The organism is Siccirubricoccus sp. G192, assembly GCF_019084075.1.
Classification (GTDB): domain Bacteria; phylum Pseudomonadota; class Alphaproteobacteria; order Acetobacterales; family Acetobacteraceae; genus G192.
In genome coordinates, this window is sequence record NZ_JAHREN010000001.1 from 5,440,154 (window position 1) to 5,466,257 (window position 26,104).

The 26,104-nt window shown below is 71.3% G+C and carries 28 protein-coding genes and 5 pseudogenes; 6 read left to right on the forward strand and 27 right to left on the reverse strand.

Annotated elements, in window-relative coordinates:
• Positions 1-279 precede the first annotated feature (279 nt).
• Complete coding sequence (locus KSF81_RS26280; RefSeq protein WP_217381474.1) at positions 280-1,458, reverse strand: MFS transporter; 1,179 nt, start codon at positions 1,456-1,458, stop codon at positions 280-282.
• A 341-nt stretch (positions 1,459-1,799) separates the two neighbouring features.
• Between KSF81_RS26280 and KSF81_RS26285 the strand changes: the two genes are divergently transcribed.
• Positions 1,800-2,789, forward strand: coding sequence for a ketopantoate reductase family protein (locus tag KSF81_RS26285; protein ID WP_217381475.1), 990 nt, complete (start codon positions 1,800-1,802; stop codon positions 2,787-2,789).
• A gap of 60 nt (positions 2,790-2,849) precedes the next feature.
• On the forward strand, positions 2,850-3,236 hold the full coding sequence (locus KSF81_RS26290; RefSeq protein ID WP_217377215.1) for a hypothetical protein: 387 nt from the start codon (positions 2,850-2,852) through the stop codon (positions 3,234-3,236).
• 267 nt (positions 3,237-3,503) lie between these two features.
• Here the strand turns inward: KSF81_RS26290 and KSF81_RS26295 are convergent, their stop codons facing one another.
• On the reverse strand, positions 3,504-4,388 hold the full coding sequence (locus tag KSF81_RS26295) for a family 16 glycosylhydrolase (protein WP_217381476.1): 885 nt from the start codon (positions 4,386-4,388) through the stop codon (positions 3,504-3,506).
• Between the two features lie 337 nt (positions 4,389-4,725).
• Positions 4,726-6,084: an NAD(P)/FAD-dependent oxidoreductase gene (locus tag KSF81_RS32525; RefSeq protein WP_375293359.1), complete on the reverse strand. Its 1,359-nt coding sequence runs from the start codon at positions 6,082-6,084 to the stop codon at positions 4,726-4,728.
• 96 nt (positions 6,085-6,180) lie between these two features.
• Between KSF81_RS32525 and KSF81_RS26305 the strand changes: the two genes are divergently transcribed.
• On the forward strand, positions 6,181-6,438 hold the full coding sequence (locus tag KSF81_RS26305; RefSeq protein ID WP_217377218.1) for a hypothetical protein: 258 nt from the start codon (positions 6,181-6,183) through the stop codon (positions 6,436-6,438).
• 40 nt (positions 6,439-6,478) lie between these two features.
• A complete protein-coding gene (locus KSF81_RS26310; protein ID WP_217377219.1) occupies positions 6,479-6,679 on the forward strand; it encodes a hypothetical protein in 201 nt (66 codons plus the stop codon).
• Positions 6,680-6,831: 152 nt separating this feature from the next.
• Here the strand turns inward: KSF81_RS26310 and KSF81_RS30625 are convergent, their stop codons facing one another.
• From KSF81_RS30625 to KSF81_RS26375, 17 genes and pseudogenes are all read right to left on the reverse strand, one after another.
• Positions 6,832-7,428 carry a tripartite tricarboxylate transporter substrate binding protein gene (locus tag KSF81_RS30625; protein WP_309139754.1) on the reverse strand — a complete coding sequence of 199 codons (597 nt, stop codon included), beginning with the start codon at positions 7,426-7,428 and terminating at the stop codon, positions 6,832-6,834.
• Complete coding sequence (locus KSF81_RS30630) at positions 7,392-7,829, reverse strand: tripartite tricarboxylate transporter substrate binding protein (protein ID WP_254453762.1); 438 nt, start codon at positions 7,827-7,829, stop codon at positions 7,392-7,394. Before KSF81_RS30630 ends, KSF81_RS30625 begins: the two co-directional genes overlap by 37 nt.
• A 183-nt stretch (positions 7,830-8,012) precedes the next feature.
• Positions 8,013-8,207 (reverse strand): SDR family oxidoreductase, encoded by a 195-nt coding sequence (locus KSF81_RS31695; protein ID WP_309139755.1) that lies wholly within the window; start codon positions 8,205-8,207, stop codon positions 8,013-8,015.
• A gap of 7 nt (positions 8,208-8,214) precedes the next feature.
• Positions 8,215-8,733 (reverse strand): annotated as a pseudogene (locus tag KSF81_RS26320) (SDR family oxidoreductase); the annotation flags it as partial.
• Positions 8,730-9,047, reverse strand: a complete 318-nt coding sequence (locus KSF81_RS31220; RefSeq protein WP_217381477.1) for a hypothetical protein — start codon at positions 9,045-9,047, stop codon at positions 8,730-8,732. The gene KSF81_RS31220 and the pseudogene KSF81_RS26320, both read right to left, overlap by 4 nt.
• Positions 9,048-9,161: 114 nt before the next feature.
• A complete protein-coding gene (locus KSF81_RS26330; RefSeq protein ID WP_309139680.1) occupies positions 9,162-9,893 on the reverse strand; it encodes a beta-ketoacyl synthase chain length factor in 732 nt (243 codons plus the stop codon).
• 75 nt (positions 9,894-9,968) lie between these two features.
• Positions 9,969-10,349, reverse strand: coding sequence for a hypothetical protein (locus KSF81_RS30645; RefSeq protein ID WP_254453763.1), 381 nt, complete (start codon positions 10,347-10,349; stop codon positions 9,969-9,971).
• A complete protein-coding gene (locus KSF81_RS26335; protein ID WP_254453764.1) occupies positions 10,264-11,184 on the reverse strand; it encodes a beta-ketoacyl synthase N-terminal-like domain-containing protein in 921 nt (306 codons plus the stop codon). The genes KSF81_RS30645 and KSF81_RS26335 overlap by 86 nt, the downstream gene beginning before the upstream one ends.
• Before the next feature lie 36 nt (positions 11,185-11,220).
• The gene (locus tag KSF81_RS26340; RefSeq protein WP_217381479.1) at positions 11,221-13,032 is read right to left on the reverse strand and encodes an MMPL family transporter; all 1,812 of its coding nucleotides are present in this window, start codon (positions 13,030-13,032) and stop codon (positions 11,221-11,223) included.
• Between the two features lie 490 nt (positions 13,033-13,522).
• Positions 13,523-14,008 carry a LolA-related protein gene (locus KSF81_RS26345; protein WP_217381480.1) on the reverse strand — a complete coding sequence of 162 codons (486 nt, stop codon included), beginning with the start codon at positions 14,006-14,008 and terminating at the stop codon, positions 13,523-13,525.
• Positions 14,008-15,027, reverse strand: coding sequence for an acyltransferase (locus KSF81_RS26350; RefSeq protein WP_217381481.1), 1,020 nt, complete (start codon positions 15,025-15,027; stop codon positions 14,008-14,010). Before KSF81_RS26350 ends, KSF81_RS26345 begins: the two co-directional genes overlap by 1 nt.
• A gap of 295 nt (positions 15,028-15,322) precedes the next feature.
• Positions 15,323-15,574 carry an AMP-binding enzyme gene (locus KSF81_RS32530; protein WP_375293380.1) on the reverse strand — a complete coding sequence of 84 codons (252 nt, stop codon included), beginning with the start codon at positions 15,572-15,574 and terminating at the stop codon, positions 15,323-15,325.
• Positions 15,575-15,791: 217 nt separating this feature from the next.
• Positions 15,792-16,301: pseudogene (locus tag KSF81_RS32535) on the reverse strand (AMP-binding protein); the annotation flags it as partial.
• Positions 16,298-16,681: a hypothetical protein gene (locus KSF81_RS26360; RefSeq protein WP_217381483.1), complete on the reverse strand. Its 384-nt coding sequence runs from the start codon at positions 16,679-16,681 to the stop codon at positions 16,298-16,300. The gene KSF81_RS26360 and the pseudogene KSF81_RS32535, both read right to left, overlap by 4 nt.
• A complete protein-coding gene (locus tag KSF81_RS26365; RefSeq protein ID WP_254453287.1) occupies positions 16,678-16,959 on the reverse strand; it encodes a phosphopantetheine-binding protein in 282 nt (93 codons plus the stop codon). Before KSF81_RS26365 ends, KSF81_RS26360 begins: the two co-directional genes overlap by 4 nt.
• 329 nt (positions 16,960-17,288) lie before the next feature.
• Positions 17,289-18,053, reverse strand: a complete 765-nt coding sequence (locus KSF81_RS26370) for a glycosyltransferase family 2 protein (RefSeq protein ID WP_217381484.1) — start codon at positions 18,051-18,053, stop codon at positions 17,289-17,291.
• The gene (locus tag KSF81_RS26375) at positions 18,054-19,331 is read right to left on the reverse strand and encodes a hypothetical protein (RefSeq protein ID WP_217381485.1); all 1,278 of its coding nucleotides are present in this window, start codon (positions 19,329-19,331) and stop codon (positions 18,054-18,056) included. It abuts the gene before it with no gap.
• A gap of 207 nt (positions 19,332-19,538) precedes the next feature.
• On the opposite strand from KSF81_RS26375, the gene KSF81_RS26380 reads away from it, so the two are divergent.
• Entirely contained in the window at positions 19,539-20,336 is a 798-nt protein-coding gene (locus tag KSF81_RS26380) for a class I SAM-dependent methyltransferase (protein ID WP_217377229.1), read from the forward strand.
• A 19-nt stretch (positions 20,337-20,355) separates the two neighbouring features.
• Here KSF81_RS26380 and KSF81_RS32540 read toward each other — a convergent pair whose 3' ends face one another.
• From KSF81_RS32540 to KSF81_RS26410, 7 genes and pseudogenes are all read right to left on the reverse strand, one after another.
• Positions 20,356-20,913, reverse strand: a complete 558-nt coding sequence (locus KSF81_RS32540; RefSeq protein ID WP_217381486.1) for a serine aminopeptidase domain-containing protein — start codon at positions 20,911-20,913, stop codon at positions 20,356-20,358.
• Positions 20,914-20,935: 22 nt separating this feature from the next.
• A pseudogene (locus tag KSF81_RS32545) lies at positions 20,936-21,436 on the reverse strand (serine aminopeptidase domain-containing protein); the annotation flags it as partial.
• Positions 21,437-21,891: 455 nt separating this feature from the next.
• Positions 21,892-22,218, reverse strand: a complete 327-nt coding sequence (locus KSF81_RS26390; RefSeq protein ID WP_217377231.1) for a hypothetical protein — start codon at positions 22,216-22,218, stop codon at positions 21,892-21,894.
• A 143-nt stretch (positions 22,219-22,361) separates the two neighbouring features.
• Positions 22,362-24,230 (reverse strand): annotated as a pseudogene (locus KSF81_RS26395) (ABC-F family ATP-binding cassette domain-containing protein).
• A 118-nt stretch (positions 24,231-24,348) separates the two neighbouring features.
• Complete coding sequence (locus KSF81_RS26400; RefSeq protein WP_217381487.1) at positions 24,349-24,672, reverse strand: hypothetical protein; 324 nt, start codon at positions 24,670-24,672, stop codon at positions 24,349-24,351.
• Positions 24,641-24,937: a hypothetical protein gene (locus KSF81_RS26405; protein ID WP_217381488.1), complete on the reverse strand. Its 297-nt coding sequence runs from the start codon at positions 24,935-24,937 to the stop codon at positions 24,641-24,643. Before KSF81_RS26405 ends, KSF81_RS26400 begins: the two co-directional genes overlap by 32 nt.
• Before the next feature lie 23 nt (positions 24,938-24,960).
• Complete coding sequence (locus tag KSF81_RS26410) at positions 24,961-25,374, reverse strand: hypothetical protein (RefSeq protein ID WP_217381489.1); 414 nt, start codon at positions 25,372-25,374, stop codon at positions 24,961-24,963.
• A gap of 285 nt (positions 25,375-25,659) precedes the next feature.
• Here KSF81_RS26410 and KSF81_RS26415 point away from each other — a divergent pair.
• Positions 25,660-26,015 (forward strand): annotated as a pseudogene (locus KSF81_RS26415) (nucleoside-diphosphate kinase).
• Positions 26,016-26,104 lie beyond the last annotated feature (89 nt).

Genomic DNA, 26,104 nt, shown 5'->3' on the forward strand with positions numbered 1-26,104 from the left:
GCGAAACGCCGAATTGTCTGCCCTTCCTGCCGCGCCGCGCCACCTCGTCTCCCGGGCTTCCATCCTTCAGGCTCCTGCTCGACAATTTGTCCCGTGCAATGCCGCAACGCCCATATCACGCGGCCGTTGCCCGCAAAACGATTCCTGCCCCGGGGCATCCCGGGATCCCGCGCCCCTGTGCCGTCCAGGCCACGCCATGCAATGGCGGCATCCTGGCCCCGCGCAGCCGATCAGGAGCGGAGGAGCATGACGATGCCGGAGCAGGCGGCAACCGGCCGCTCACCGCGCCGGCGTCACTGCGCGCGGCATCCGCAGCACCAGCAGCGCCGCCAGCGAGGCGAGGCCGAGCCCGGCGGAGACCAGCAGCATGCCCGCCCCCCAGGCATCCAGCAGCACGCCGAAGAGCAGCGGCGCGGCGGCCTGGGCGAGCCGCGCCGGGGCGGCCAGCAGCCCGGTCCGCAGCCCATACCCCGCCGGCCCGAACAGCGCGAGCGGCAGGGTGCCGCGGGCAATGGTCAGCATCCCGTTGCCCGCCCCGTGCAGCACCGCGAAGGCGGCCGCGGCGGGCCCGCCCAGCGCCAGCAGCAGCGCCGCGCCAATCGGATGCAGCAGGGTGGCGAGCCGCGCCGCCGAGAGCGGCCGCAGATGCCGCTGCAAGGCGGATTCACCAAGCCTGGCCGCCACCTGCGCCGGGCCGATCAGCGCCCCCGCGGCCACCGCGCCGGCCGCCGTGGCGCCGGCCTCCTGCAAAAGCCGCGGCAGATGCGCCGCCATGCCGGTCGAGACCAGCCCCACCACCGCGAAGATGAAGGCCAGCAGCGCCATGGCGCCGCGCTGCGCCGGCGCGGCCGCGACCTCCGGCGTGCCGGGCGGGGCCGGCGGCGGGGCGGGCGGCACCAGCAGCCGGTTCAGCGGCAGCGCCACCAGCAGGTGCAGCGCCGCCCAGGCCAGGCAGGCGCCACGCCAGCCGATCTCGGCCTCCATCGCCGCCGAGGCCGGCCAGCCCACCGTGCTGGCGAAGCCGGCGATCAGCGTGATGCCGGTGATCGGCCCCCGCGCCTCCCGCCCATAGAGCCCGGCCAGGGTGGCGAAGGCGGCGTCATAGAGCCCGAAGGCCATGCCGACCCCCAGCACCGCCCAGCCGGCGCCGAGCAGCAGCGGCCCCTGCGCCAGCCCCAGCAGCACCAGCCCGGCCGCCAGGATCAGGTTGGAGAGGCACAGCACATCCCGCCCGCCGCGTGCATCGATGGCGCGGCCCGCCAGCGGCCCGAGCAGCGCGGTCAGCAGCAGCGCGCCGGAGAAGGCGGCGAAGATCCAACTGCGCGACAGGCCTAGCTCGGCCGCCATCGGCACCGCCAGGATGGCCGGCAGGTAGTAGCTCGAAGCCCAGGCGAAGGTCTGGGTGGTGCCCAGTGCCAGGACGACCCGGCGCCGCCCCGGCCCGCTCTGTCCCTGCATAGTCAGCGGCAGCCGGGGCAGGCCATGGCAGTGCCCGGCACCAGCGGCCTCCGGCACCAAGCCGAGGGTGAGGAATGCGCCGCAGCCGCGGCATCCCCGCCGGCCAAGCCCAGCCGGGGGGCATGGTCCGCGAAGGCAGGCGGCGGGGCAAGGCGGCTGATTCGCATGCGGCCAGCCTAAGCATCGGTCCCCGGCGCACCAAGCACCGATCGAAACCAAACGGGGTGTGTCCCCTGCCGGTCATCCCACCCGCTTCCGGCCGGACATGCCCTATCCTCCACCCCCAGGAGCTGATCGGCACCGGAGGGCGGCGCGGATCGGCGCGGGACAGGAGGGGCGCGATGCGGATCACGGTGCTGGGCGCCGGGGCGGTGGGCGGCTGGCTCGCCGCCGGGCTGGCGGAGGCGGGGCATCAGGTGGGGCTGCTGGCCCGCGGCGCGAGCCTGGCGGCGCTCCGCGGGCACGGGCTGGTGCTGTTGCAGGGCGAGCGGCGCCGGGCCTTCCGCCTGCCCGCCAGCGATGATCCGGCCGCCCTGGCCGGCGCCGATCTCCTGCTGCTCGGCCTGAAGAGCCACGACCTGCCGGGTGCCCTGCCGCTGATCCTGCGGCTGCTCAGGCCGGAGACGCTGGTCCTGGCGGTGCAGAACGGCATCCCCTGGTGGTTCTTCGAAGGCTTCGGTGGGCCGGCGGAGGGGCTGACGCTGGAGGGCGTCGATCCCGGTGGCACGCTGGCCCGGACGCTGCCGGCCGGGCGGGTGATCGGCGGCGTCGCGCATGTGGCGAGCCGGGTGGAGGCGCCGGGGCAGGTGCGGGTGCTGCAGGCGGACCGGCTGCTGCTCGGCGACCCCTCCGGGACCAGAGGCGAGGTGGTGGCGGCGCTGGCGGCGGAGTTCCGGGCGGGCGGCGTGCCGGCCGAGGTGGTTCAGGATATCCGCGCCGAGATCTGGCTGAAGCTCTGGGGCAATTCCAACATGAACCCGCTGAGCGCCCTGGCCCGCGCCGATGCGGTGGCGCTGCTCGACGACGGGGGCGCGCGCGGCCTGGTGCTGGCGATGATGCGGGAGATGGCGGAGATCGGCGCCCGCATCGGCCTGCCCATCGCCCGGGACCCGGAGGAGCGCATCGCTGTGACCCGCCGCCTCGGCGCCTTCCGCACCTCCATGCTGCAGGACCTCGAGGCGGGGCGGACCATGGAGATCGGCCCGCTGCTGGGCGGGCTGGTGGAACTGGCCGGGCATCTCGGCCTGCCGGCGCCGACGCTCCGCGGCGTGCATGGGCTGCTGCGGCTGCTGGCACGGAGCTCCGGCGCGACGGGCAGCGCGCCCGGCTGAACCCGCCGCCCGCTGCCGCGTCATTGTCGCCATGCGGGCATGCGGGAAGGATGCGCAGGCGTGACGCGCCGGGGCTGGCTGCTCGGCATGGCGGCGTTGCTGGTGGGGCGGGAGGCAGTGGCGGCGGAACGGCCACGCCGGCGGCGGCAGCGGCCCGCGCCTCCCGCCCGGGCCGCGCCCGGCCCGCCGCCCGCGCCGCCGATGATCGATGGCCCGCCGCCGCCCTCCCGGATTCCAGGGCTGGAGCCGGCGCCGGTGCCGAGCACCAATGCCCGCCCGCCCCTGGAGGACCGGTTGCCGCAGCCGCGCCTCTCCCTCGGCGTGCCAACGCCCACGCTGCTTGGCCAGGGGGAAACCTTCCACAGCGGCGATCCCTCGCCGGATACCCGCCAGCCGCAGGGGTTCCGGCTGCCCTCGCCGGGCGCCACCCTGCGGCTGCCCTTCTGATGGCCTGATCGATCGGCGGCGCAGCGGACGCCGCGCCCGATGGCCAAGGCCAGCGGCCCTTGGGATTACTCCAAAGGTCCGCCCGGCGTCGTGGTCGCAGGGCCCGCCGCGGCGCGCGAGCAGGTAGCGCGCCGCGGCGTCCTTCTCAGGCGATGCCGTTCCACTGCGCCATGACGACATTGTCCAGATGTGCCGTGACGATCGGTGGGGTGGAGGCGTCGGGCGTCCCGCCCATCCAGCCGTCCCAACCGCTTCCGACAAAGCCCATCATGCCGAACCCCATCGGCACATCAGGGGATTGTAATCCCACTGCGCCACCAACTGGCCATCGGTCTCGATCTTCACGAGGTCGGGCAGCCAGGTCAGCGTGTAGTGGTGCCAGTCCGACGGATCTGGCCCGCCCATGATGACATCGGCATCGGCGCTGCTGTTGCCCCAGTGGAGCACATGCATCGCGTCGCCCTTGGGCGTCTCCAGGATGTCGATCTCGGGCGGCCAGGTATCCGTCATCGGCCACATGAGGAACGCCGCCGTGGTGCCCTGCGCGCTCTCGACGCGGGCATCGAAGTCCACCGTGCCGTAGTGGATCCCCACACCTGCCTTGAACGAATTGAACCCGCTGGTGGTCCAGGTCCCGTCCGCCTGGTGCGTCATCGTCACCTGCATCTCGCCGTCGCGCACGTTGACGTCGCCGGGGTTCCAGATATAGGCGCCGTTCGAGGACGGGCCATTCGGGTAGGGCAACGGGAAGGGGTCGCCCCAATGCGAATGGTCATAGCCGTTGCTGAAATCATCGCTCAGCACGACGGTGTAGCCTGGCCGCGCTTCCACAGGTGTGCCCGGGGCCGGAGGCTGCTCCGGTTCCGGCGCGGGATCGGACGGTGTGACAGGTGGGGTTGCGTCACCCATGTACCAGCTTCCGGTGGCCTCGTAATTGGCCAGTACCTGCGCAGCGATCGCATTCCAGTCCACAGGAGCCGGTTCCGGGGCCGGCGGCGGCTGCTCCGCTACGGGCGGGGGCTGCTCCGGTTCCGGCACGGGGTCGGGCTGTGAGACAGGCGGGGTTGCGTCACCCACGTACCAGCTTCCGGTGGCCTCGTAATTGGCCATCACCTGCGCAGCAAGCGCATTCCAATCCACGTCGTCCGCCAAAATCTTCCTCCTCGCAGCAATGCACGCCAGCGCAGAACCAATGTTGCGTCATACAGTTCCGGTGACAGCCGCTGGTAGCGCAGGATGACGCGGCACCGAAGCAGGCTTGCAACACATGGCACAGCACCTGCTCGCGAGTGTTGCGGTGGTCCCACGCCGGAAGATCACGGCCTGGGAATCTCTCGGGAATCAGCCTTCGAGACACGGTATTGCGCCTGGCCACCGTGTCCGCGATCCTTCGTGCCGGTTATGGGGCCGGTCGGCAGGACGCGGCTTGCAGATGGTTGCGGATCGCGACCGTCATCAGCAGGAACTGCGCGGGAAGCGTCTGCCGGACTCACCCCGCCAGATCGGGTCGCCGAATGCTCCGGCGCCCTGGCGGGCGCGTCACTCCGCCGCTGCGGCGCCCAGCGGCGCGGCCGGCATCGCCTCGGGCATGGCCGGGCCGAGGCCCATCCGGTGCAGGGCCGAAAGCACCTGGTACACCGTCTTGAAGGCCAGGACCGGCACGATGGCGCGCAACTCGCCATACAGGTTGCCCGCGAGCATGTTGATGATGCCGTCGCGCATCCAGAGCGTATTGCGCGGCGCCATGAACAGCGACCGCATGACCGGGTCGTTGACGCGGTAGATCAGCCAACTGATCCGCTCCATGGAACGGGCCAGCTCGCGGTTGGTCCTGGCCGCCAGCCTGCGGCCGCGCGCCGGGTCGTCGAGCCAGGCATCGGCCGCCGCGGCGCCGAGTTCGCCGGAGGTCATCGCCATGAGCACCCCGGTCGAGAACATCGGGTCGACGAAGCCATAGGCGTCGCCGATCATGAGGTAGCCGTCGCCATGCCCCTGGCGGGCGCGGTAGCTGTAATTGCCGGTGCTGTAGACCTCGGAGACGATCTCCGCCCCCCCGGCTGCGGGCGGCGACCGTGGGGCTGCCGGCGATGCGCGCCAGGAACAGCTCGGCCGCGCTGCCCTTTCGACCCTTCCAGGCCGACTGGTTGCCGACGAAGCCGATGCTCATGATGTCGCCCGGCAGCGGGATCAGCCAGAACCAGCCATCCTCGGCCAGGTGGATGCTGATATAGCCATCGAGCTCGCCGCCGCGCCGCTCGACGCCCCGGAAATGCGCATAGGTGGCGGCGGTGTTGTTGTACTTGTTGGAATCCTTCACCCGCATCCGGCCGGCGAGGAAGGTGTCGCGGCCCGAGGCATCGAGCAGGTAGCGCGGCCTGAGCTCCAGCACCGCGCCCGCGGCATCGCGTGCCAGCACGGTCGGGCGCTCCCCCACCGCGCCGAAGCGGATATCGGTGACGCGGGTATTCTCGAGCATGGTCGCGCCGCGCCGGCGGGCATTGGCGAAGAGTAGCGTGTCGAACTCGGAGCGCTTCACCTGCCAGGCATGGGTGCGCGACCGGTTCAGCGCCTTGGCGAAGGGAAAGGCGGCGCTGCGGCCGGTGCGGTCGGAGACGGATTCCGCGCCGGGCTTGTGGACGCCGATGCCGCGCACCTCCTCCAGCACGCCCAGGCGCTCCAGGATGTCGAGGTTGCGCGGCAGCAGGCTTTCGCCGATGTGGAAGCGGGGATGCGCCGACTTCTCGAGCAGGGTGACGCGGCGCCCCGCCATGGCCAGCATCGCCGCGGCGGTGGAGCCGGCGGGCCCGCCGCCGATGATGGCGACGTCGGGGGAATTGGGATCGGACATGGGCGGAATGCTTCCGTGACCTTGGCCACGCCGTCAAGCGCCACCGGCACTTCTTGGCTGGACGCAACCGGGCCGTGGCCCGATGGTTCTGGAGACATGCTGTATCTCCTGGCCTTCCTCGCGCCACCCGTGGCGATCCTGCTGGCGGGCCGCCCCTTCCAGGCGCTGTTCAACGCGCTGCTCTGGGCGCTGGGGCTGGTGCTGCTGATCCTGCCTTTCGTGCCGGGGCTGCTGACCTGGGGCCTCGCGGTCCTCTGGGCCGTGGTGGTGGTGCGGAACCGGCAGGCAGCGGCGCGCGACCGCCGCCTGGTGGAGGATGCGATCGAGCGTGACCGGGCGCGGCGGAGCGGTTGAGGCAGCGGGGCGAAGCGACGGGGCCCGAAGGGATGCAGGAATGGCCAGGTGGCTATGGACCATCGGTGCCGCGCTGGTGGCGCTCGGGCTCGGCGCACATCTCTTCGGCTGGGACGCGCTGCTCTGGGTTCCGGCCGCCATCATCGGGGCCGTCCGGTCGGACCCGGAAACCTACGGGGTCGTCGCGCTCGGCGTGGCGCTGATGGTGCTGGCGCGGCTGATCGGGCGCCGCGGGGGCTGACCTGCAACGGCGTGCCAATTGATGGTTCGCCACGCCGCTGCAGGCTGTTGTTTGCAGCGCAGATTCACGCCTCCGGGCGGTTCCGCCCTGCGGCGATCCACTCTGGCAGGCAGCGGGGCCATGCAAGCCGCCCCCTGCCCGCCGGGCCGCCATCATTCCATCGTGGCGCCCGATGCCTCGACCATGCCCTGCCACACCTTCTCCTGCTCGCGCATATAGGCGCCATAGGCCGCGGGCGTCTCGTCCGCGATGGGCGCGAAGCCGATCGGTTCCATGCGCTGCCGGAAGGCATCGGAGCGCACCACCTCGGTGATGGCCCGGTGCAGGATGGCGATGCGGTCGTCCGGCGTGCCGGTCGGCACGTTGATCCCGTACCAGCTCTGGATGTCCATGTTGGACCTCGGCAGCAGTTCCCGCATGCCGGGCACGTCGCGCAGTTCCGGGACATAGGTGACGCGCTCGGCGCTGCCGACCGCCAGCGGGCGGAACCGGCCCTCCCGCACATTCGGCATCGCGGCAGGGATGACGTCGAACATCATGTCGATATTGCCCGCCAGCAGGTCCTGGAAGGCCGGCCCGCCGCCGCGATAGGGGACATGGGTGATGTCCACGCCGGCCGCGCGCTTCAGGGATTCAAGCGTCAGGTGGCTCACCGTGCCGGTGCCGGAGGAGCCCATGGTGATCTTGCCCGGGTCCTTCTTCGCCGCGGCGATCAGCTCCGCGAAGGTTTTCCAGGGCCGGTCCGGAATTGACGACCAGCAGCACCGTCCCGGTGGTCACCCGCGTCACCGGCGCCAGGTCGCGCATGGGATCGAACGGCATCGAACGGCGGAACAAGGAATTTGTTGGCGCAGAGGATCGAGGCCGAGCCGAGCAGCGTCGTGTAGCCATCCTTCTCGGCCTTGGCCACCACATCGGCGCCGAGGTTGCCGCCGGCGCCGCCGCGGTTGTCCACCAGGATGTTCTGCCCGAGCTGGGGCTGCAGCCGCTCCCCCAGGAAGCGGGCGGTGAGGTCCACGGCCCCGCCCGGCGCATAGGGCACGACGATGCGCACCGGCCGCGTCGGGAAGGCGGGGGCCTGCGCCCGGGCGGCGGAGAGCGTGGGAAGCGTCAGCGCGCTTGCGCCCAGGAATGCACGACGGCGGATCATCTTGGCCTCTGAAGCAAAGGTATTGCCCGTGGCGCGGGCTGCGCCGGGGGGCCGGCCACGTCACCGGCACGGTCACCCGGGCCGATACACCACCAGGCCCCAACCGTCACGGGCCCGGGCGGTTTCCTGCCGGGCAGGTTTGTTCCGCCCGCCGCTTCGGCCGAAATCCGCCGGGCGCGCCGTTCAGGCCATACCGCCATTGATGGAGATGACCTGGCCGGTGATGTAGCCGGCCTCGGCGGAGGCCAGGAAGCCGACCAGCGCCGCCACCTCCTCCGGCCTTCCGGCGCGCTTCATCGGCACGATCTCGGCGATGCGCTTCGGGTCCAGGGCGGCGTCCACGGCAGGGGGAGGCGATGACGCCGGGCGCCACGGCATTCACCGTCACCCCACGGCTCGCCACCTCCCGCGCCAGGGATTTCACCGCGCCGATCAGCCCGGCCTTGGCGGCGCCGTAATTCACCTGGCCGCGGTTGCCGAGCAGCGCGGTGACGGAGGAGACGGCGATGATGCGGCCCCAGCGGGTCGCCAGCATCGGCAGCAGCAGGGGCTGCACCGCCGCGTAGAAACCGCCGAGCGAGACATCCAGCACGCCGCGCCACTGGTCCTCGCTCATGCCGGCCATCGGCACGTCCTGGTGCGTGCCGGCATTGTGCACCACCACCTGCGGCACGCCCGCTTCAGCCAGGTGCAGCATGGCGGCGCGGGTGGCGGCGAGATCCGTGAGGTCGCAGCCCAGCGCCTCGGCGCTGCCGCCGGCGGCCTGCAATTCCGCCGCCAGGGCCTCGGCCCGGGCCAGGCCGGCATGGGCATGCACCACCACATGCAGCCCCTCCGCCGCCAGCCTGCGGCAGATGGCGGCGCCGAGCGGGCTGGCACCGCCGGTGACCAGCGCCCGCTTCATGCCAGGCGTGGCAGGGCGATCGCCGCGCGGCCGGAGAGCAGCATCCGCCCGGCCTCCGAGCCGATCTCGAAGCCGTAGATCAATCCGCCCTCCTCCTGCCGTTCCAGCCGGGCCGCGACGCGCAACGCGCCCAGCGCCGGGTCGTCCAGCCGCTCCGCCAGCAGCGCCACGCCACGCAGGCTGGCGAGATAGCCGGCCGGCTGCGGCACCTCGCCGGCCGCCAGCGCGCCATGCAGCGCCGCCGCCTGCAAGCCGTATTCGATGCCCGCCACCGCCCCCCAGCCGGCCCGCGCGCCGCAGCGGATTCGCGGCATCCAGATGGGAGCGGGCGAAGCAGGTGATCCCGGCGGCATCCCAGGCCTCGACCCGGTCCAGCAGCACCATGGCACCGGCATGCGGCACCAGCCCGGCGATCCCGGCGGGGCCGCTCATGGCGCCAGCGTCACCGTCAGGCTGCCATCGCCATAGGGCAGAAAGTGGCTCGCCGCGCCGCCGCGCGCCAGCGCCTCCAGCAGCGGCAGGGCGCGCGCCGCGGCATTGCCGGCGGCCAGCGGGCGCAGCCCCTCGATGCGCGGCACCGGCGGCGCGGCGCCGGCCATGGCCTCGTAGCGCACCGCCAGCCGCGCGAGCGGCCTGCCGATGCCGGGCGGCGCCAGCACCAGGCCGAGGCCGAAGGGCGCGAGCGTCGGCCGCCTGGCATCCAGCGGCGCCGGCAGCGGGTGGTCATAGGCGCAGAGCAGCACCGGCTCCGCATCCGCCACCACCTCGGCCATCGCCTTCAAGAGCCCCGCCGCCCAGGTGTCGTCATGCAGGCCGAGGCAGGTGGCCGGCTCCGCGCTGGCATTGGCGATGGACCAGTAGCCGGCCGCGGCATTGTGCACGGGATTGTGGAACTGCGTCGGCGAGACCGGCCGGCTTTCCGCCGGGATGGTTGCCAGCGCATCGAGGATGCCGCCGACCACCACGCCATCCCCGTTGCTGCTGGCGAAGACGCTGCGCAGGCTGGCCGGCGGCAGGCCGGAGGCGGCGGCGGCCTCCTGCGCCACCACCAGCGCCAGCCGGGCCACCGGGCCGGTGCGGCGCCGCTCGGTCGGCGGCAGCACGGCAGGCGGCGGGGCGGGCGAAGGGCGGGGTTCATAGGGCGCCTCGCCGGCCAGCACCGGCCGGCTGGCGGCCCAGCCCTCCAGCCCCGGCCCCCCAGACGGAAACGCCGATGATGTTGGCTTCCAGCACCGTCACGGCGGGCTGCCGAGCACCAGGCTGCAATTGATGCCGCCGAAGCCGAAGGGATTGCTCAGTACGTACCGCAGCGGCCGCTCCAGGTTCGCGGTCGCCACGCGGGATTGGAAGGCGGGGTCCGGCTCGGTCACGTCGAGGCAGCCGGCGACGAAGCCGCGCTCCAGGCATTGCCCGGCCAGCACCGTCTCCAGGATGCCGCAGGCCCCCAGCGTATGGCCGGTATAGGCCTTGGTGGAGCTGCATGGCGTATCCGCGCCGCAGACCGCCATGACCGCCATGTCCTCCATCGCGTCATTGGCGCGGGTGCCGGTGCCGTGCAGATGCACCCAGTCCACCGCATCCGGGGCCAAGCTGGCGCTCGCCAGCGCCTGGCGCATGGCGGCGATGGCGCCCGCCCCCCCGCGGATGCGGCGAGGACATGTGGTAGCCGTCGCTGCTGGCCCCGGCCCCGAGCAGCGCCAGGCGCGGCCCGGCGCCGCCATCCCGGCGCGGCGCCTCGGCCCGTTCCAGCAGGGCGAAGCCCGCCGCCTCGCCGATCGAGATGCCGCTGCGCGCCGCGTCGCAGGGGCGGCAGGCGGTGGGCGAGATCAGTTCCAGGGCGGCGAAGCCCTGCAGCGTCATGCGGCAGAGGCTGTCCGCGCCGCCCACCACCGCGGCATCGCAGATCCCGGTCTGGATGAGTTGCGCGGCATCCATGAAGGCCCGGGCGGAGGAGGCGCAGGCGGTGGAGACCACCAGCGAAGGCCCCCGCAGGCCCAGCGCCGCCCGCACATAGCCGGCCAAGGAGGCGAGGTCCTGGGTGCGGCCATAGTCGAAGCCCGCCGGCAGGGTGCCGCTTTCCGGGTCGCGCTGGCGGTAGGCTTCCTCGGCCGCGGTGATGCCGGAGGTGCTGGTGCCGAGGATCAGCGCGATCCGGCCGGCGCCATAGGCCTCCCGCGCCTCGGCCACCGCCTCGGCGAAGCCGTCGGCGGCCAGCGCCATCGCCGCCAAGCGGTTGTTGCGGCAATCATAAGCGGCGAGTTCAGGCGGCAGGGTGACATCCTCGACCCCCGCCACGCGGCCGATCCAGCCGCCCACCGCGGGTTCGAAATCATTGGGCCGCAGCCCGCCCCGGCGGGCGGCGAGCGCCTCTCCCTGCGCCGCGGCGCCCTGGCCGAGCGCGCTGACGGCGGTGCTGGCCGAGAGCACCAGCGGCCGCATGCGGCTGGCCATCAGCGGCGCTGCCCCGCGCCCCGCGGCGCGGGCCGCTCACCGGCAAAGAGGAAGCCGAAGCCCATCGCGAGCACCGCGCCGATCGCCACGGTCCAGCCGATATCGCGCAGCAGCGGGGTCTGGCATGCCGCCAGCAGGCCGAAGGTCAGCAGGGTCATGGCGTTGCAGGTCACCAGCGTACGCAAGGTGCGGGCCCTTTCCTCCGCATCCAGCAGGGGGCGCGAGAAGAAGAGTCCGTAGTCGAGGCCGATGCCGGCCACAAGCTGCAAGGCGACAAGGTGCAGCAGGGAAAGCCGCGCGCCGGCAAGGGTCAGCACTGCCACCGCCACCAGCAGGGCCGCAACGACCGAGCCCAACACCCGCACCACCCGCCCGGCATCCCGCAGCCCCGCCGCCAGCACCGCCAGCACCAGCAACCCGGTCCAGCCGAGCCAATGCCAGGCCTGGGCGGTATAGCGGGCGAGGATGCCGCCCAGCTCCTGGCGCATGTCGACATAGACCACGCCCTCCCGGCCATCGAGCGCCGCCCGGATCGCGGCCGCGTCGTGCACCCCCCCGCAGGGCGACCGGCCCGTGCCAGCGGCCCTCGCGCTGGAACAGCAGGGGTTCCAGCCGGGCGCCGAGCGGCGTGCCGGCCAGGTTCTCCGGCCGGAGCGGCGGCAGGTCCCGGCTGGCGGCGACAGCTTGCAGGAAGGGCGCGAAGGCATCCGGGCGGAAGGGCAGCCCGGCGCCGGCCGCCGCCAGGCGCCGGGCCAGTTCCCCGGGCGCCGGCAGGGCGGCGCGGCGGGCTTCCTGGGTGGCGATGCTCGGCAGCAGCCGGGCCGCCAGCTCCGCCCCCGCCAGGGCGCCCGCCGCCCGCAGGCGCTCCAGCACGGGCCACAATTCCTCCTGCCGCCGCAGCACGGCCTCCGCATCCGCCCCCTGGATGACCAGCAACTGAGTCACCTCCGGCGCGCCGAGCTGGGCCCGCAGCTCGGCATCCAGCGCCCGCGAGGCGGCCGGCACCGGGCTCAGGCTTTGCAGGTCGCCCTCCCAGTCCGGGCCGCCCCGCGCAGCGAGGTACAGCGCGGCGGCCAGCACCGGCAGCAGCCCCAGCAGGCGCCAGCGCCTGAGCCCCTCCACCGGCGCCAGCCAGGCCGGGTTGCCGGCGGAGACCGGTGCCAGTTCCGCCGCCACCACCAGCCGCGGCAGCAGCCACCAGGTGGCCAGCGCCGCCGCCGCCAACCCCGCCGCGGAGAAGACCCCAAGCTGCGAAAGGCCGGGAAAGCCGGAGAAGACCATGGCCGCCAGCCCGAGCGTCGCGGTGATGACCGCCAGGACGAAGGCCGGGCCGATCCGCGCCCTTGTCGCCATGGCCGGCTCGCCGGCCTTGCGGTGGCCGATCATCAGCACGGGATAGTCCAGCGAGACGCCCAGCATGGTGATGCCGAAGCCGAGCGCCACGCCATGCAGCGCGCCATAGCCCAGTTGCACCACCAGCGCCGCGGCGGCGATGCTCAGCACCACCGGCACGGCGATGGCCGCGAGCACCAGGGCCGAGCGGGATCGCCACCAGAGCAGCAGCGCCACCAGCCCGGTGGAGAGCAGGGCGATCCGCTCCACATCGCCCCGGATGGCCCGCGCCGCATCGCGGGCGAAGACTGCCGGCCCCGCCACCAGCAGCCGGGCCGGGCCGGGCGAGGCCGCCAAGAAAGCCGCCTGGATCGCCGCCGTCGCCGCCTCCTGCGCCGGGATATCCATGCCGCCGGCCCGGCTGCGCGCCAGCAGCAGGGCGCGGTCCTGCCCGGCGGCGAACCAGGCGCCCTCCACCACCCGCACGCTGCTGGAGCCGGCCCAGCCGCGCAGCATGGCGAGGAAGGCGCCCGGCGGATCGGCCAGGCCAGGTGCACCGCCAGCGGCGCCATGGAGGAACCGAGTTGCCGCAGCAGAGCCTCCAGGTCCGCGCGCAGGGCAGGCTCGGTGAAGGCCTCCGCGGTGCTGGCCGGGGAGAGCAGGTAGCGCCGGGCAAACAGCGCCGCACCCTCGGCTTCCGGCAGCGCGGCCTCGCCGCCGATGACCAGGGAGAATAAGCCGGTGGCGGGCAGGGCCTCGGCCATGGCGCGGCTGATCCGTGCCAGATCGGCGGGGGGCGCGCCCTCGATGCCCACCAGGATCAGGCCGGTGGCGGCGCCGGCGCGGGCCTCCCGCAGCACCAGCCGGGCGGCCTCGGTCTCGCCCCGGGGCAGGAACTCGGCCATGTCGGTGCGCACCCGCACCGCCAGCAGCAGCACCGCCGCCAGCAGCAGCGCCGCCGCCGCCAGCGCCGCCAGCACCGGCCAGGCACGCCTGGTTGCCGGGGTCAGGGCAGCGGCCTGGTCAGCATGTGGTGCACGTCGCCATTGGCCTGCAGCAGCAGTGTCTCCCGCACATTGGTGCCGCTGCCGGCCAGGCGCACTGCGCGCAGGAAGCGGGCGGCGCGCGGCTCCAGCGGCTGCAGCTCCAGCACCCAGGCATCCGGCGTGCCGGTGGCCCGCACCGCGAAGGAGCGGCGGAGCGCGGCGAGGTCGCCGGAGAGCGGCGCGCGCACCGCATCCACCAGCACCCGCAAGTCCGGCGCCCGCGCCAGGTCGAGGATCTGGGTCGGCTCGTTGCCGAGGGTCAGTTCCACCCGGTCGCCCTCCACCACCAGGCTTTCCGGCTGCGGCGTCTCCGTCAGCTTCTCCAGATGCGCGGGGCGGCGGTAGCGGAGCGTGCCGGTCATGACCAGCGGGAAGTTGAGCGCGGCGAGCCGCCGCTCCTCCCGGAAACTCTCGTGGCGTTCGGGCACCGCGGCCATGCGGGCCATCAGCGCCTCCAGGTCGAGCGGGGCATCCTCAACCGGCGCGGGCTGGGCCCGGGCGGTCCAGGGCGCCGCCAGGCAGGACAGGAGGAAGCGACAGGACCGGACGGCGCCGCATCGGGTCCGGCATGCTGGCCGTGCTCCCAGAAAGGAAAGAAATTGAACCAGTTGAAGGGATGCGCCCGGCAGGCCGCCTCCAGCGCGGCGGCATAGCGGCCGACCCAGCCGCGCAGATCCTCGGCCCGGCTCGCCCGGCGCAGCGCCAGGCGCTCGGCGAATGGCTCGAAGCGCACGGTGTAGCGGCGCGGCCCGGTGCGGAGGCCCTGGAACAGCACCACCGGCGCGGCCATGCTGGCGGCCAGGATGAAGGGGCCGGCCGGGAAACCCGCCGGGCTGCCGAGGAAGGGCACCGCCACCGTCTTCTCGCCACGGGGCGAACGATCCGCCAGCAGGCCGACGATCTCGCCGCGCTCCACCGCCTCCCGCGCCCGCAGCATGCTGCCCGGCTCGCCGATCTCGATGACGCTCTCGCGGAGCCCGGGCGAGAGCCGGTCCAGCAGCGCGGTCAGCGCACCGGCATTGCGGCGATACATCATCGCCCGCACCGGCACCGGCGAATGGCGGGCGACGCTGCGCAGCACCTCGAAGCTGCCGAGATGCGCGCCCAGCAGGACGCAGCCCTGGCCGCGCGCCAGCACCGCCAGGACATGCTCCAGCCCCTCGATGCGGATATCGAAGCCGTCCAGCCGGCCGGCGAGCAGGAAGACCCGGTCCAGCACCGCGCAGGCGAAGCCGTGGAAATGCCGCGCCACCTCCGCCAGCCGCGCCGGCCGCCCCAGCACCCGGCCGAGATAGTCGCGGGAGGCGGCGCGCGCGGCGCCGGCGGTGGCCAGGTACCAGGCGGTCAGCGGCAGCAGGACCAGCGCGCCGAGCGGGGCGCCCAGCCGCAGCACCAGCCACAACAGGGCGCGGAGCGGCAGGGCGCTGCCGCCTTCCACCTGCTTCGTCCAGGCCGCCGTGGTCATGGCGGGGAACCCAGCTCCAGCCTGCCGCGCAGCACCTCGCGTCCCGCCACCGCGCCGGTGAAGCCGATGCCGCCCGCCACCGGGCCGGCCGCGACCTCCACCACTTGTCCCGGCAGGACCGGCACGAGGAACCGCACCTGCGGCAGCCCGATAACCACCCGCCCCGGATGCGCCGCCAGGACCAGCGCGAGGATCTCCTCCAGCAGCACGACACCCGGCACCACCGAGTTTCCCGGGAAATGGCCGGGGAGGCAGGGATGCTCCATCGCGATGCTGGATTGCCCGGCCGGCCGCATCAGGCCGCTCCGCTGGCGCAGGCGTCCGACTGCGCCAGCAGGTCCAATAGCCGCTGCCGCGGCAGCTTGCCCGATTCGTTGCGGGGCAAGGCGGGGACACGGATGATGCGGCGCGGCAGGAACAAAGGGTCCATCCTGCCGCGCAACTCCTGCAGGATGCTGTCGGCACTCCGCTGCGGCGCCACCACCACCGCCAGCAGCCGCGCCGTCGCCGAGGGGTTCCAGGGCCTCCGGCAGGGCGAAGGCGCCATCCTCCACCCCGTCCAGCCCCAGCAGGATGCGGTTCAGCCCGGCGAGCGAGGCGCGGTGGCCGCCGAGCTTGACGATATCCGTCCGCCGGCCGAGCAGCCGGAACCGGTCCGGGCCAAGCGCCTCCACCTGGTCGTCCAGCGGCACCGCGGGCGCATGCGGCGCGGTGATGCCGACGCCCTCCGCCACCGGCGCCAGCGCGACACCGGGATAGGTGGCCCAGGCATCGCCCTCCAGGGTGCGGCGGCTGGCGATGGAGCCCACCTCGGTGGCGCCGAAGATCTCCAGCACCGGGGCCTGCCAGCGCGCCTCGGCCTCGGCGGCCAGCGCGGCATCGAGCGGCGCGGTGGCCGAGATGACGGCGCGCAGCCGCGGCAGGCCGGGCCCCGCCCGCAGCAGCGTGCTCATCTGCAATGGCGTGGTCACCAGCAGGCGCGGCTCGGGCACCGCGGCCAGGGCGGCGCGCATATCCTCCGGGAAGAAGGTCGGGCCGCACCAGCCGGCGGCGGCGGCATGCAGCGGCAGCAGCACCGTGGTCTCGAAACCATACATGTGCTGCGGCGGCACGGTGCCGATGACGGTGGCCGGCGCGGCTTCCGCCAGGCCGAACCGCAGGCCGGCGGCGCGGCTGCGCTCGGCCAGGGCGCCCCAGGTCTTTTCGTGGCCGACCGGTACCCCCGTGCTGCCGGAGGTGAAGACGATGGCCGCCAGCCGCCCAACGGGGATCACCGGATTGCCCGCGGCCGGGCCAGTGCCGGCTTCCCCGGCCGCACCAGATGCAGCGGCAGCCCTGGCGGCAATTCCTGCGCCGGATCGTCGACGGCTGCGACGCAGCCGGGGAAGCCCGCGGTGAGCCCCGCCAGCGCGGCGGCGGAGCGTTCGCCGGTCAGCAGGCAGACCTGTTCCCGCAGCAGCGCCGCGAGGAAGGCGATGGCGAAGGCGTAGCGGTCCCGGCACAGGTTCAGCAGGTAGCGCCCCGGCGGCAGGCTGGCCGCCAGGGCTTCCGCGTCACGCAGCAGGTCGTCGGCGGAGATGGCCAGGCCGTCGCGCCGGAAGAGCGTGGCCCCCGGTGGGCGTTCGACGAGCGGGTAGCCGGATTGCCGGGTCAAGGCGGCGTGGCGGCAGCGCGGGACGCCTCGATATGCGCGGACAGGCTGCGTAGGGAGGCGAAGATGCGGCGATTCTGCTGGTCATCGGACCGCAACTCGATGCCATGGGCGCGGGAAATCGCCAAGGCGAGTTCCAGCGCATCGATCGAGTCCAGGCCGAGGCCATCGCCGAACAAGGCGGCCTCCGGCTCGATCTCCGTGGGCGCGATCTCAAGCTGCAGCGCGGCGACGATGAGTTCCGCGAGCTTGCGCTCTGCGTCCGTCTGTTCACCGGGCATCTGCTCACCAGGCGTCTGCTGATTGGTCATCTGCTGACCGGCGCTGCCGGATGGTGCCGGCGAGGAAGTATGCGGGTCGGCCACAGGTCTCTCCATGCTGCACATTACAGGGGCAGGAGGAATGCCTGTAAAGCATCCGGCCCGCTGCGGCGAACCGCCCCGGGCCGCGAGTAACGCAACCGTGGCAAGGGTTTGGCGCCGGGTGCCCGCCCGGCTGCCGCTGGTTGTCCGCATTGCCGCCCGGTGGCACGCCACGCGTAATTTCCCCTCGGCCAGGGCGCCGGAGCGGCGCCACGGCCGGCGGCGGGTGCCCGCCCTTCAGGCAGGACTCACCCTGGCCGGCCGGCCAAGCGGCGTCGCAGCAGCCGCGGCAACCGTGGCAGGAAGCCCAGCACCAGGCGCAGATGCATGAAGGCCAGCAGGAGGTTGTCCCTGACATAGTGGAAATGCGAGACGCCGCCCTCGGCCCGGCTGAGGTAGCGCACCGGGACCGGCAGCTTCATCGGCTGCACCCCGCGCCAGCACAACCGCACCGCCGCTTCCGCATCGAAATCGAAGCGCCGCATCCAGCGATGGCGGGTCATTTCCTCCAGCAGGGGGCGCACCGGATAGACGCGGAAGCCGAACAGCGGATCGCCGATGCCCGCCCAGAGCGTCTCCAGATCCGCCCACCAATTGGACAGCCGCCGGCCCAGCACCCGCTCCAGCGGCGCATCGGCGCCGAAGACCGGCTGCCCCAGCACCATGGCCTCGGGCGCGGCGGCGGAGGCCGCCATGGGTTCACCGATGCGGTCGGCCGGGTGCTGGCCGTCCGGATCCATCACCAGAGCATGGGTGAAGCCCAGCCGGTCCGCCTCCCGCAAGGCATGCAGGACCGCGGCGCCCTTGCCGGCATTGCGCGGCAGCCGGAAGACCCGCAGGCCCGGGTCGCCCGCCTCGATCGGCGCCAGCGCCGCGTCCCAGCCGTCCGTGCTGCCGTCCACCACCACCCAGACCGGCGCCCAGGCCGCACGCGCCTCCCGCACCGTGCGCAGCAGCAGCGCGCCGGCATTGTAGGTGGGGATCAGCACGAGATGCGTGCGCGATGGCCGCATTCAGCGGCGCCCGGCGGCGTCGAGGCCGGCCAGCCGCGCCTCGACCGCCGCCGCGCCTTGCTCCAGCAACGCATAGAGATGCCGGTAGGTCTCGCCGAAGCCCGCCGGGTCGTCCCGCGCGGGGCGCCGGGCCAGCCACCAGGCGAGCGGCCTGCGCTCCACCAATGCCTCGCGATAGCGCCCCGCCACCCAGGCCAGGTTGCCGCGGAGGTCGTGCCGGCGCGGGTCGTCCTGGATCTCGTCGAACCAGCCCTGATAGGGGCCGAAGGTCGGGTCGTCGTAGAAGATCAGCTTCAGTTCGGTGTCATAGACCTCGTTCGGCCGCTGCGGCGGCCGCGGTTCCATCAGCGCGCCGGGCCGCAGCGGCAATTGGCCAGAGTGCAGCAGCGCCCGCCGCGCCGCCGGATCGGCATGCAGCGCCGCCGGGTCCAGCAGGGAGGCGTCGCCGGTGCGCCGCATCAGGTTGACGAGTTCGTTGCGCGGCACCGGGAAGTCGAACATCGCCAGCAGGAAGGGCCGGCCGGTCGGCCATTCCGCCCAGACGCCGGCCGCGGCGAGCGCGTTGTGCGCCAGGTGGATGCAGTTGTCCTGGAACAGGCTCCAGCGGGATTCCTCGCGTCCCTCACGGTAGGGCGCGTTCTGTTCGTTCAGGAAGCCGACCATCACCGCCAGTTGCGCCCGGTTGACCGGCACGCGGGCGCAGAACCGGCCGCGGCCGAGGCTGATGGCATAGTCGGTGGCGACCGAGACCTCGTATTTCCACGTCTCCCGCGCCATGCCTTCGGGCATGTCGTCGAAGACCTCCTTGTGGAAGGCGATGCCGTCATAGATGCCGAGGCGCCTGGCCTCGGCCTGGACAGCGGCATAGCCGGCCCGGGTGAGCGGTTCCCCGGCCGCCATGTTGCCGTGGAAGAAGAAGTCGCGGCCGGGCGTTGCGATCCATTTCGCATTGCGGAAATGCGCGTTCATGCTGAGCCCGACGCCATCGGCCGGCTCCGCCGCGGGCTCGTCGCAGAGCCGGAGGGTGGTCTGGCCCTGCTCCGCCGCGCGGCAGGCACCATGCAGGTAGAAGACGGCATGGCCGCCGATCTCGCCGCGGATCTCCGCGCCGAAGCCGCGCTTCTGCTTGATCTGCGACAGGGCGCAGAATTCGGCGAAATACGGAATGAGATCGGTATAGGCTGCCTGGGCGATGCCGCCGGGCCGGTCGAAGCCGACCGTGCTGCAGGCCGTCAGCCACAGGCCGAGCAATGGCGTGAGGTGACGGGCAAGGCGCATCGCAGGTTCCCTTCTGGCCCGGCGGGGGGATACCAGCCACCGGGGGCGCAATCTACAGGAGGGGTTGCATGCCGCCCAGGGAGGCGGGGGCGCCCGGCCTTCGCTGATGCGGCGATGCCGCGTTGTCTCGCATCGCCTTCCTGAATAGTTTGGCCCAGGTTCGCGCGGCAGGCCGGGGCGAGGCAGGGGGACAATACGGCGGTGGCAATGGCGCATGGCGCGGAGAGCACGAGGATTCGCCAGGACGGGACCGCGGATGGCGCCGGACCGTCCGCACCGCACCCGCCCCTGCTGGACTACCACCCGGCCGCGCAGGACCGGGACGGCTTCGTCCGCGACCTCTTCAACCAGACCGCCGCCTCCTACGACAGGATCAACCGCGCCTTCTCGCTGGGATCGGGGGCCTGGTACCGCAGGCGCGCGTTGCAGCGGGCCGGGCTGCGGCCGGGCGCAAAGCTGCTGGATGTCGCGGTCGGCACCGGGCTGGTGGCGCGCGAGGCGGTCCGCATCACCGGCAGGCCCGGCGACGTCATCGGGCTGGACCTGAGCGAGGGCATGCTGGCCGAGGCCAGGCGCAGCCTCGCCATCCCGCTCATCCAGGCGCGGGCCGAGGCGCTGCCGCTCGGCGATGCGAGCCTCGACTTCGTGAGCATGGGCTACGCGCTGCGCCACGTGGCCGACCTCGCCATCGCCTTCGCGGAATACCACCGCGTGCTGCGGCCCGGCGGGAACCTGCTGCTGCTGGAGATCGGGCGCCCCGACAGCAGGCTCGCTTATGCCGCGGTCCGGTCCTATCTCGGCCGGGTCGTTCCCGCCCTGAGCCGCCTGGCCGGGGCCGGCACCCGCGCCGAGACGCTGATGCGATACTACTGGGATACCATCGATGCCTGCGTCCCGCCGGCGGTGATCCAGCGGAGCCTGGCGCAGGCGGGCTTCGTGCAGGTCGCCTGCGAGACCCAGTTGGGCATCTTCCGCGCCTATAGCGCGCGGCGCCCGCCGGGGTAGCCGGGCCGGATATCGCCGCTCATTCGACCGATGCGCGCAGCCAATCCCTGGCCGCGGCATCCGCGTGCGAGGGCAGCGGCGCGTCAGGGCGCTCCAGCCAGGCGGCGATATCCGCGGCCACCAGGGCGCGCTCCTGGTCACGGAGCAGCAGGTGATGGCCATGCGGATAGAAGGCGAGGCGGTGCGGCCCCGCCGCCGGCAGCGCCCGCAGGAACTGCCGCATCGGACGCTCCGGCACGATCAGGTCCTGCCCGCCATAGAGGACCAGCGCATTCGCGTTGAAGTAGGGCGCGGCGGCCTCGGCATCATCCATGAGGTTCACCAAGCCGTAGACGACATCGACGCGGAACTCCTTCACCGTCAATGGGTCGCGCGACCAGCGCTGCATCACCTCCTCGTTGTCGGTCGGGGCGTAGCCGGGCGCCGACCCGCGGAAGCCGACCGCCGGGATCGCGCGGGCCGCCACTTCGAGGGCAGCCCTGGAAAACCGGCTCATGCTGGCACGGCCCCTGACCCCGGGCGCCAGCAGCACATAGCCATCGACCATCGGCGGGTCCGCGGAGGTGGCGGCCACCATCAGGACGGCAGCCCCCCATGCTTTCCCCCATGAGGTAGACGGGCACACCGGGATGGCGCGCCCGCAACAGCCGCGTGACCGCCGCCGCATCACCCGCCAGGGTGGCGCCGCCGGGCCAGATCCCGCGATGGGGCGCAGCGCCGAACCCCCGCTGGTCATAGGCATAGACCCCGATTCCACGGGCGGTGAACAACGGCGCCGGCAGGTCGAAGGCGTTGATGGAATAATCCCCGAAGCCGTGCAGGCCGAGCAGGATCGCCCGCGGCCTGCCCTGGGGCAGCCAGGCCTGGTAGGGCAGCCTGGCGCCATCCGACATGATGAAGGCGTCGCGCCCGATGGCCGGCGCGGCGGCGGGCAACCCGGAACCGATGGTGACGGGCGTGCACCCGGCCAGGCCAAGCACGCCGAGGCAAAGCAGGGCGAGGACCAACCCGGCTTTTTTCATTGGGGTTCGCTGCCCTGGCACAGGTCCGACCTGGAAAGGACCGGGTTCCTGGCGGGATGTCCTCCCGGGGACTCGCATCCTCCTGGCAGCTCCGGCAATGCCCTCAAATACCCGACGTCGGAACCGGTCAATGCAGCAAGTATTCGGGCAGGAACGGGAAACGGCTTGGTTTTGTCAGGCATGGCGGAGAGCCCTTGGCGACAGGCGCGCTCAGCCGAAAGGGGGAGGATTGCCGGGGTCCCTGGCATTCGGCAGCGGCCGCGCGCCATGGATTATTCGGACCCGCAATCAGCCCGCCCGCCAAGTCCATGCAACATGGTCCCAAGCCTCGGTATCACGCGAGCGACAACATTGCCTCAGCAGCCAAATCGGTGTCGAGAGCCAAGTGGCATCGTCTATGCAACATACGCGCCAACGGGAGCATGTGACCGGCTTCAAGCAGCCGGCCTGGACGCCGGAGCATCCAGGCCGGCCCATGATCCGATCCGGTGTCCCGACCGGAAACGCGCATTTCCGATCGGGACGGGGTTGCACTAGCCACGGAAGGCGTCGTCCGACGCGCGGGCCAGGCCGGTCGCCGGCAGGCTGGGCTGGTAGACCACCTCGGTATTCTCGCCGCCGCCGACCACCTGGCCGATGCGGCCAGGCAGGGCGTTCACCTGGCCATAGGTGAAGCTGCGGTTCTCGCCGCCGCCATGCAGCAGCACGGTGCCGCCGCCGACCACCACGCCCTCGGGGGCGCCGCTGTACTCGACCTCGGCATTGGTGCCGCCGCCGACCAGGCGCGGGCCCTCCGCTGCCACGGCGGCGCCGGCCGCACCGAAAGCGATCATCGAAGCGAAGAGGATGTTGCGAAGCATGGGATGTTCTTTCGTGTCCTGGGTGGGCGATGCGCCCTTCCCTTGCCACGCAAGATGCTCCCCGCCCGACCCGCCGCCCAATGCGTGGTGTGGATGCCGCCGATCCGCCGGATGGATGGGTTGGCCGCTGCGGGCGTGCCGATCTAGGCCGCCGCCTCCAACTGCTCCTGCAATTCAAGCCACTCGGTCTCCAGCGATTCCATGATCTTCGTCACGGCGGCGCGGCGGGCGGTGGCGCGGGCGATCAGGTCGGCATTCTTGTTGGCATAGAGGCGGGGATCGAGCAGCGCGGCGTCGATCGTCGTGGCCTCCGCCTGGAGCTTCGCAAGCTGCGCCTCCAACTGCTTCGCCCGGTCACGCAGCGGCGCCGGCGCGGTGCGGGAGACCGCCCGGCCGCGCCGCTCCTCCCGCCGCCTCGGCGCCGCCTCGGCGCGGTTGCCGCCGCGGGTGCGGTCGGCCAGCAGGGCGCGGTAGTCGTCGAGGTCGCCATCGAAGGGGCGCACCCTCCCCTCCCCCACCACCCAGAGCCGGTCCGCGACCAGCTCCACCAGATGCGGGTCGTGCGAGATCAGCACCACCGCGCCGCCATATTCGGCCAGCGCCTTCACCAGGGCTTCCCGCGCATCGATGTCGAGGTGGTTGGTGGGCTCATCCAGGATGAGCAGTTGCGGCGCCTCGCGCGTGCAGAGCGCCAGCAGCAGCCGCGCCTTCTCGCCGCCCGAACAGGCGGAGATCAAGGTCGTCGCGCGATCCACGTCCAGGCCGAAGCGCGCGAGCTGGGCGCGGCACTGCTGCACCGTGGCGCGGGGCAGCGCCGCCTGCATGTGGGAGAGCGGCGTGCCGGCGGGGTCCAGCTCATCCGTCTGGTGCTGCGCGAAATAGCCGACCTTCAGCTTCGGCGCGCGGTGCATCCCGCCGGAGAGCAGCGGCAGCCGCCCGGCGAAGAGCTTCGCCAGCGTGGACTTGCCATTGCCATTGGCGCCGAGCAGCGCGATGCGGTCGTCCTGGTCCAGCCGGAGGTCGAGGTCGCGCAGCACCGCGCGCCCGTCATAGCCGGCGCTGGCCTGCGAGAGGGAGAGCACCGGCGGCGCCAGGGCGGCGGGTTCGGGGAAGGCGAAGCGGGTGACGCTGTCCTCCACCACCGCCTCGATCGCCGGCATGCGCTCCAGCGCCTTCACGCGCGACTGCGCCTGGCGGGCCTTGCTGGCCTTGGCGCGGAACCGGTCCACGAAGGACTGGATGCGGGCGCGCTCGGCCCCCAGCCGCTCGTTCTGCGCCACCTGCTGCGCCTGGCGCTCGGCCCGCACGCGCACGGAATTCTCGAAGCCGCCGGGATAGAGGGTGAGCTTGCCGCGATCGAGATGCACGATGGCATCGACGCAGCGCTCCAGCAATTCGCGGTCGTGGCTCACCACGATGGCGGCGCCGGAGAAGCGCGAGAGCCAGCCCTCCAGCCAGATCGTGGCTTCGAGGTCGAGGTGGTTGGTCGGCTCGTCCAGCAGCAGCAGTCGGGTTCCAGGAACAGCACCCGGGCCAGCGCCACGCGCATCCGCCAGCCGCCGGAGGAATTCCGCTGTGGGCCGCTCCTGCGCCTGCGCGTCGAAGCCGAGCCCGGCCAGCACGGTGGCGGCGCGGGCCGGCGCGCTGTCGGCCTGGATGGCGATCAGCCGCTCATGGATCTCGGCGACGCGGTGCGGCGGCGGGTGGGATTCCGCCTCGGCCAGCAGGGCGGCGCGTTCGGTATCGGCGGCGAGCACCGTCTCCAGCAGGCTTTCGGGGCCGCCCGGCGCCTCCTGCGCCACATGGCCCATGCGGGCGCGGGCGGCCAGGCGGATCTCGCCGCCATCCGGGTGCAGATCGCCGGTGATGGCGCGCAGCAGGGTGGACTTGCCGGCGCCGTTGCGCCCGACCAGCCCGATCTTGCGGCCGGGGTCCACCATCAGGTCGGCGCCCTCCATCAGGGCGCGGCCGGCTATGCGTAGGGTGAGGTCGCGGATCGCCAGAACGGTCATGGTGGCCCTATAAGGCAGAAAAGGCTGCGCGACTCGCAAGCCCGCTGGCCCAGTCGATCAAGATGAGCACCTACCTGAACGGGTTTCTGGGATTGACCTAATATCTATTGGGCCAATTTTATGGATTTGCAAATACCCCTTCGAGCCAATCGATAATAGATCGGCACATGAAATGAAATTCTTCGGGCGGCAAATCTTCAATTTTCGATTTCTTTCCCTGGTAAATCCAGATTATATTTTTCCCATGTGCGGCATGACCTCTTGCTGCCCAACAAGCTTTCATAAATTCGTAAAGAGAATGCTTTTCTTTGGAAAGGTTCCTTCCAAATTTCTTTTCAAATCCTGCCGTTATGTGTTTCAATAGATTAGTTTCGCCAACATTCAGGCTTTTGATACTGATGTTTCTAGCTTTAAGTATTTTGTCTCTCTGCCTCTCCCACATGGAACACATCAATATTATGCATGTTGGCCAATTTTTTCAGGCTATATTGATGCTGAATTTCACAAAAAGTGAGTTCGTGTTCGGCAGGCCACTCCTCTTTGCACGCCAGCAAGAAAGATTCGCTCCATACTTCAGGCGAAATAGATTTCGCCGTTTGTGGAGGTGTAATTTGCCTTACTGTTGCGATTGGAGCACTTTCTACGTTTTGATCTCCGCTCATTTGAAATAATAAATGTTTATTGCCAGTCAGGCCTTCAGCGGGCACGCCTATCCACCACTGCCCTGATTTTACGCGCAACCAGTCAGTGAATGCAGAAACGGAAATTTTTCGCAGTTCACTTCTGTTGACTGCGATCCGTAGAATTCAACGATTAAAGTATCTTTGAAACGACTAAACTGACCAGCATCTTCATCGCCGAAAGCAAGTTTTATACTAGGGGCTTGGCCCAATACAAGATTTGGCAGCGCCGCCATCTTAAATGGTCCTGACATCGGAGGCGAACCGACAAAAATATTAGCGAAGCTCTCCGAATCAAATTGTGGGATAGGTCTCCAAGTCGGCTTGGCTATCCGAACCGGAGGTTGCAACGCTACCTTATGACCCCTGTAGTTGCCTACCATCCGGAATATTTCTGCTGCCTCATCTAAAATCATCGCGCCGGAAAAACTGAATATACTTAACTCTCCAGCGGGCGTTATCATCCGTTTTTTCCTAACTACGTTTAAACTCAGCTTTAGTATCGCGATTCCGCGAGCATATACTTGCTAACTTTATGCCTCAAATGGCCAAAAATGTAAACGTTTTTATAAGGCAACAACGCCGGGCGGACACTGAACTGAGAGAGAGCCAATCGGGAGGCGGGCTTGCATCCAGTCCTCAGCCCGCTTATCCGGCCGCGACACTATGTATGGAACGCTCCCATGGCCCTCGAACGCACCCTTTCCATCATCAAGCCGGATGCCACCCGCCGGAACCTCACCGGCAGGATCAACGCCAAATTCGAGGAGAAGGGCCTGCGCATCATCGCGCAGAAGCGCCTGAAGCTCTCCGCCGAGCAGGCCGGCGAGTTCTACGCCGTCCACCGCGAGCGGCCCTTCTACAACGACCTGGTGGCCTTCATGACCAGCGGCCCGGTGGTGGCGCAGGTGCTGGAGGGCGAGGGCGCGGTGGCCAAGAACCGCGAGATCATGGGCGCCACCAACCCGGCCAATGCCGCCCCCGGCACCATCCGCAAGGGGTCGCGGAGAGCATCGAGGCGAACAGCGTGCATGGCTCGGACAGCGCCGAGAATGCGGCGGCCGAGATCGCCTTCTTCTTCGCCGGCATCGAAATCGTCGCCTGAGCAGGCTGGATCGGCCGCCGGAAGCTTCCCGGCGGCCGATCCGCATTGCTCATGGCCCGGCCCAGACCCCCGGGTCTGCAGCCCTCGGC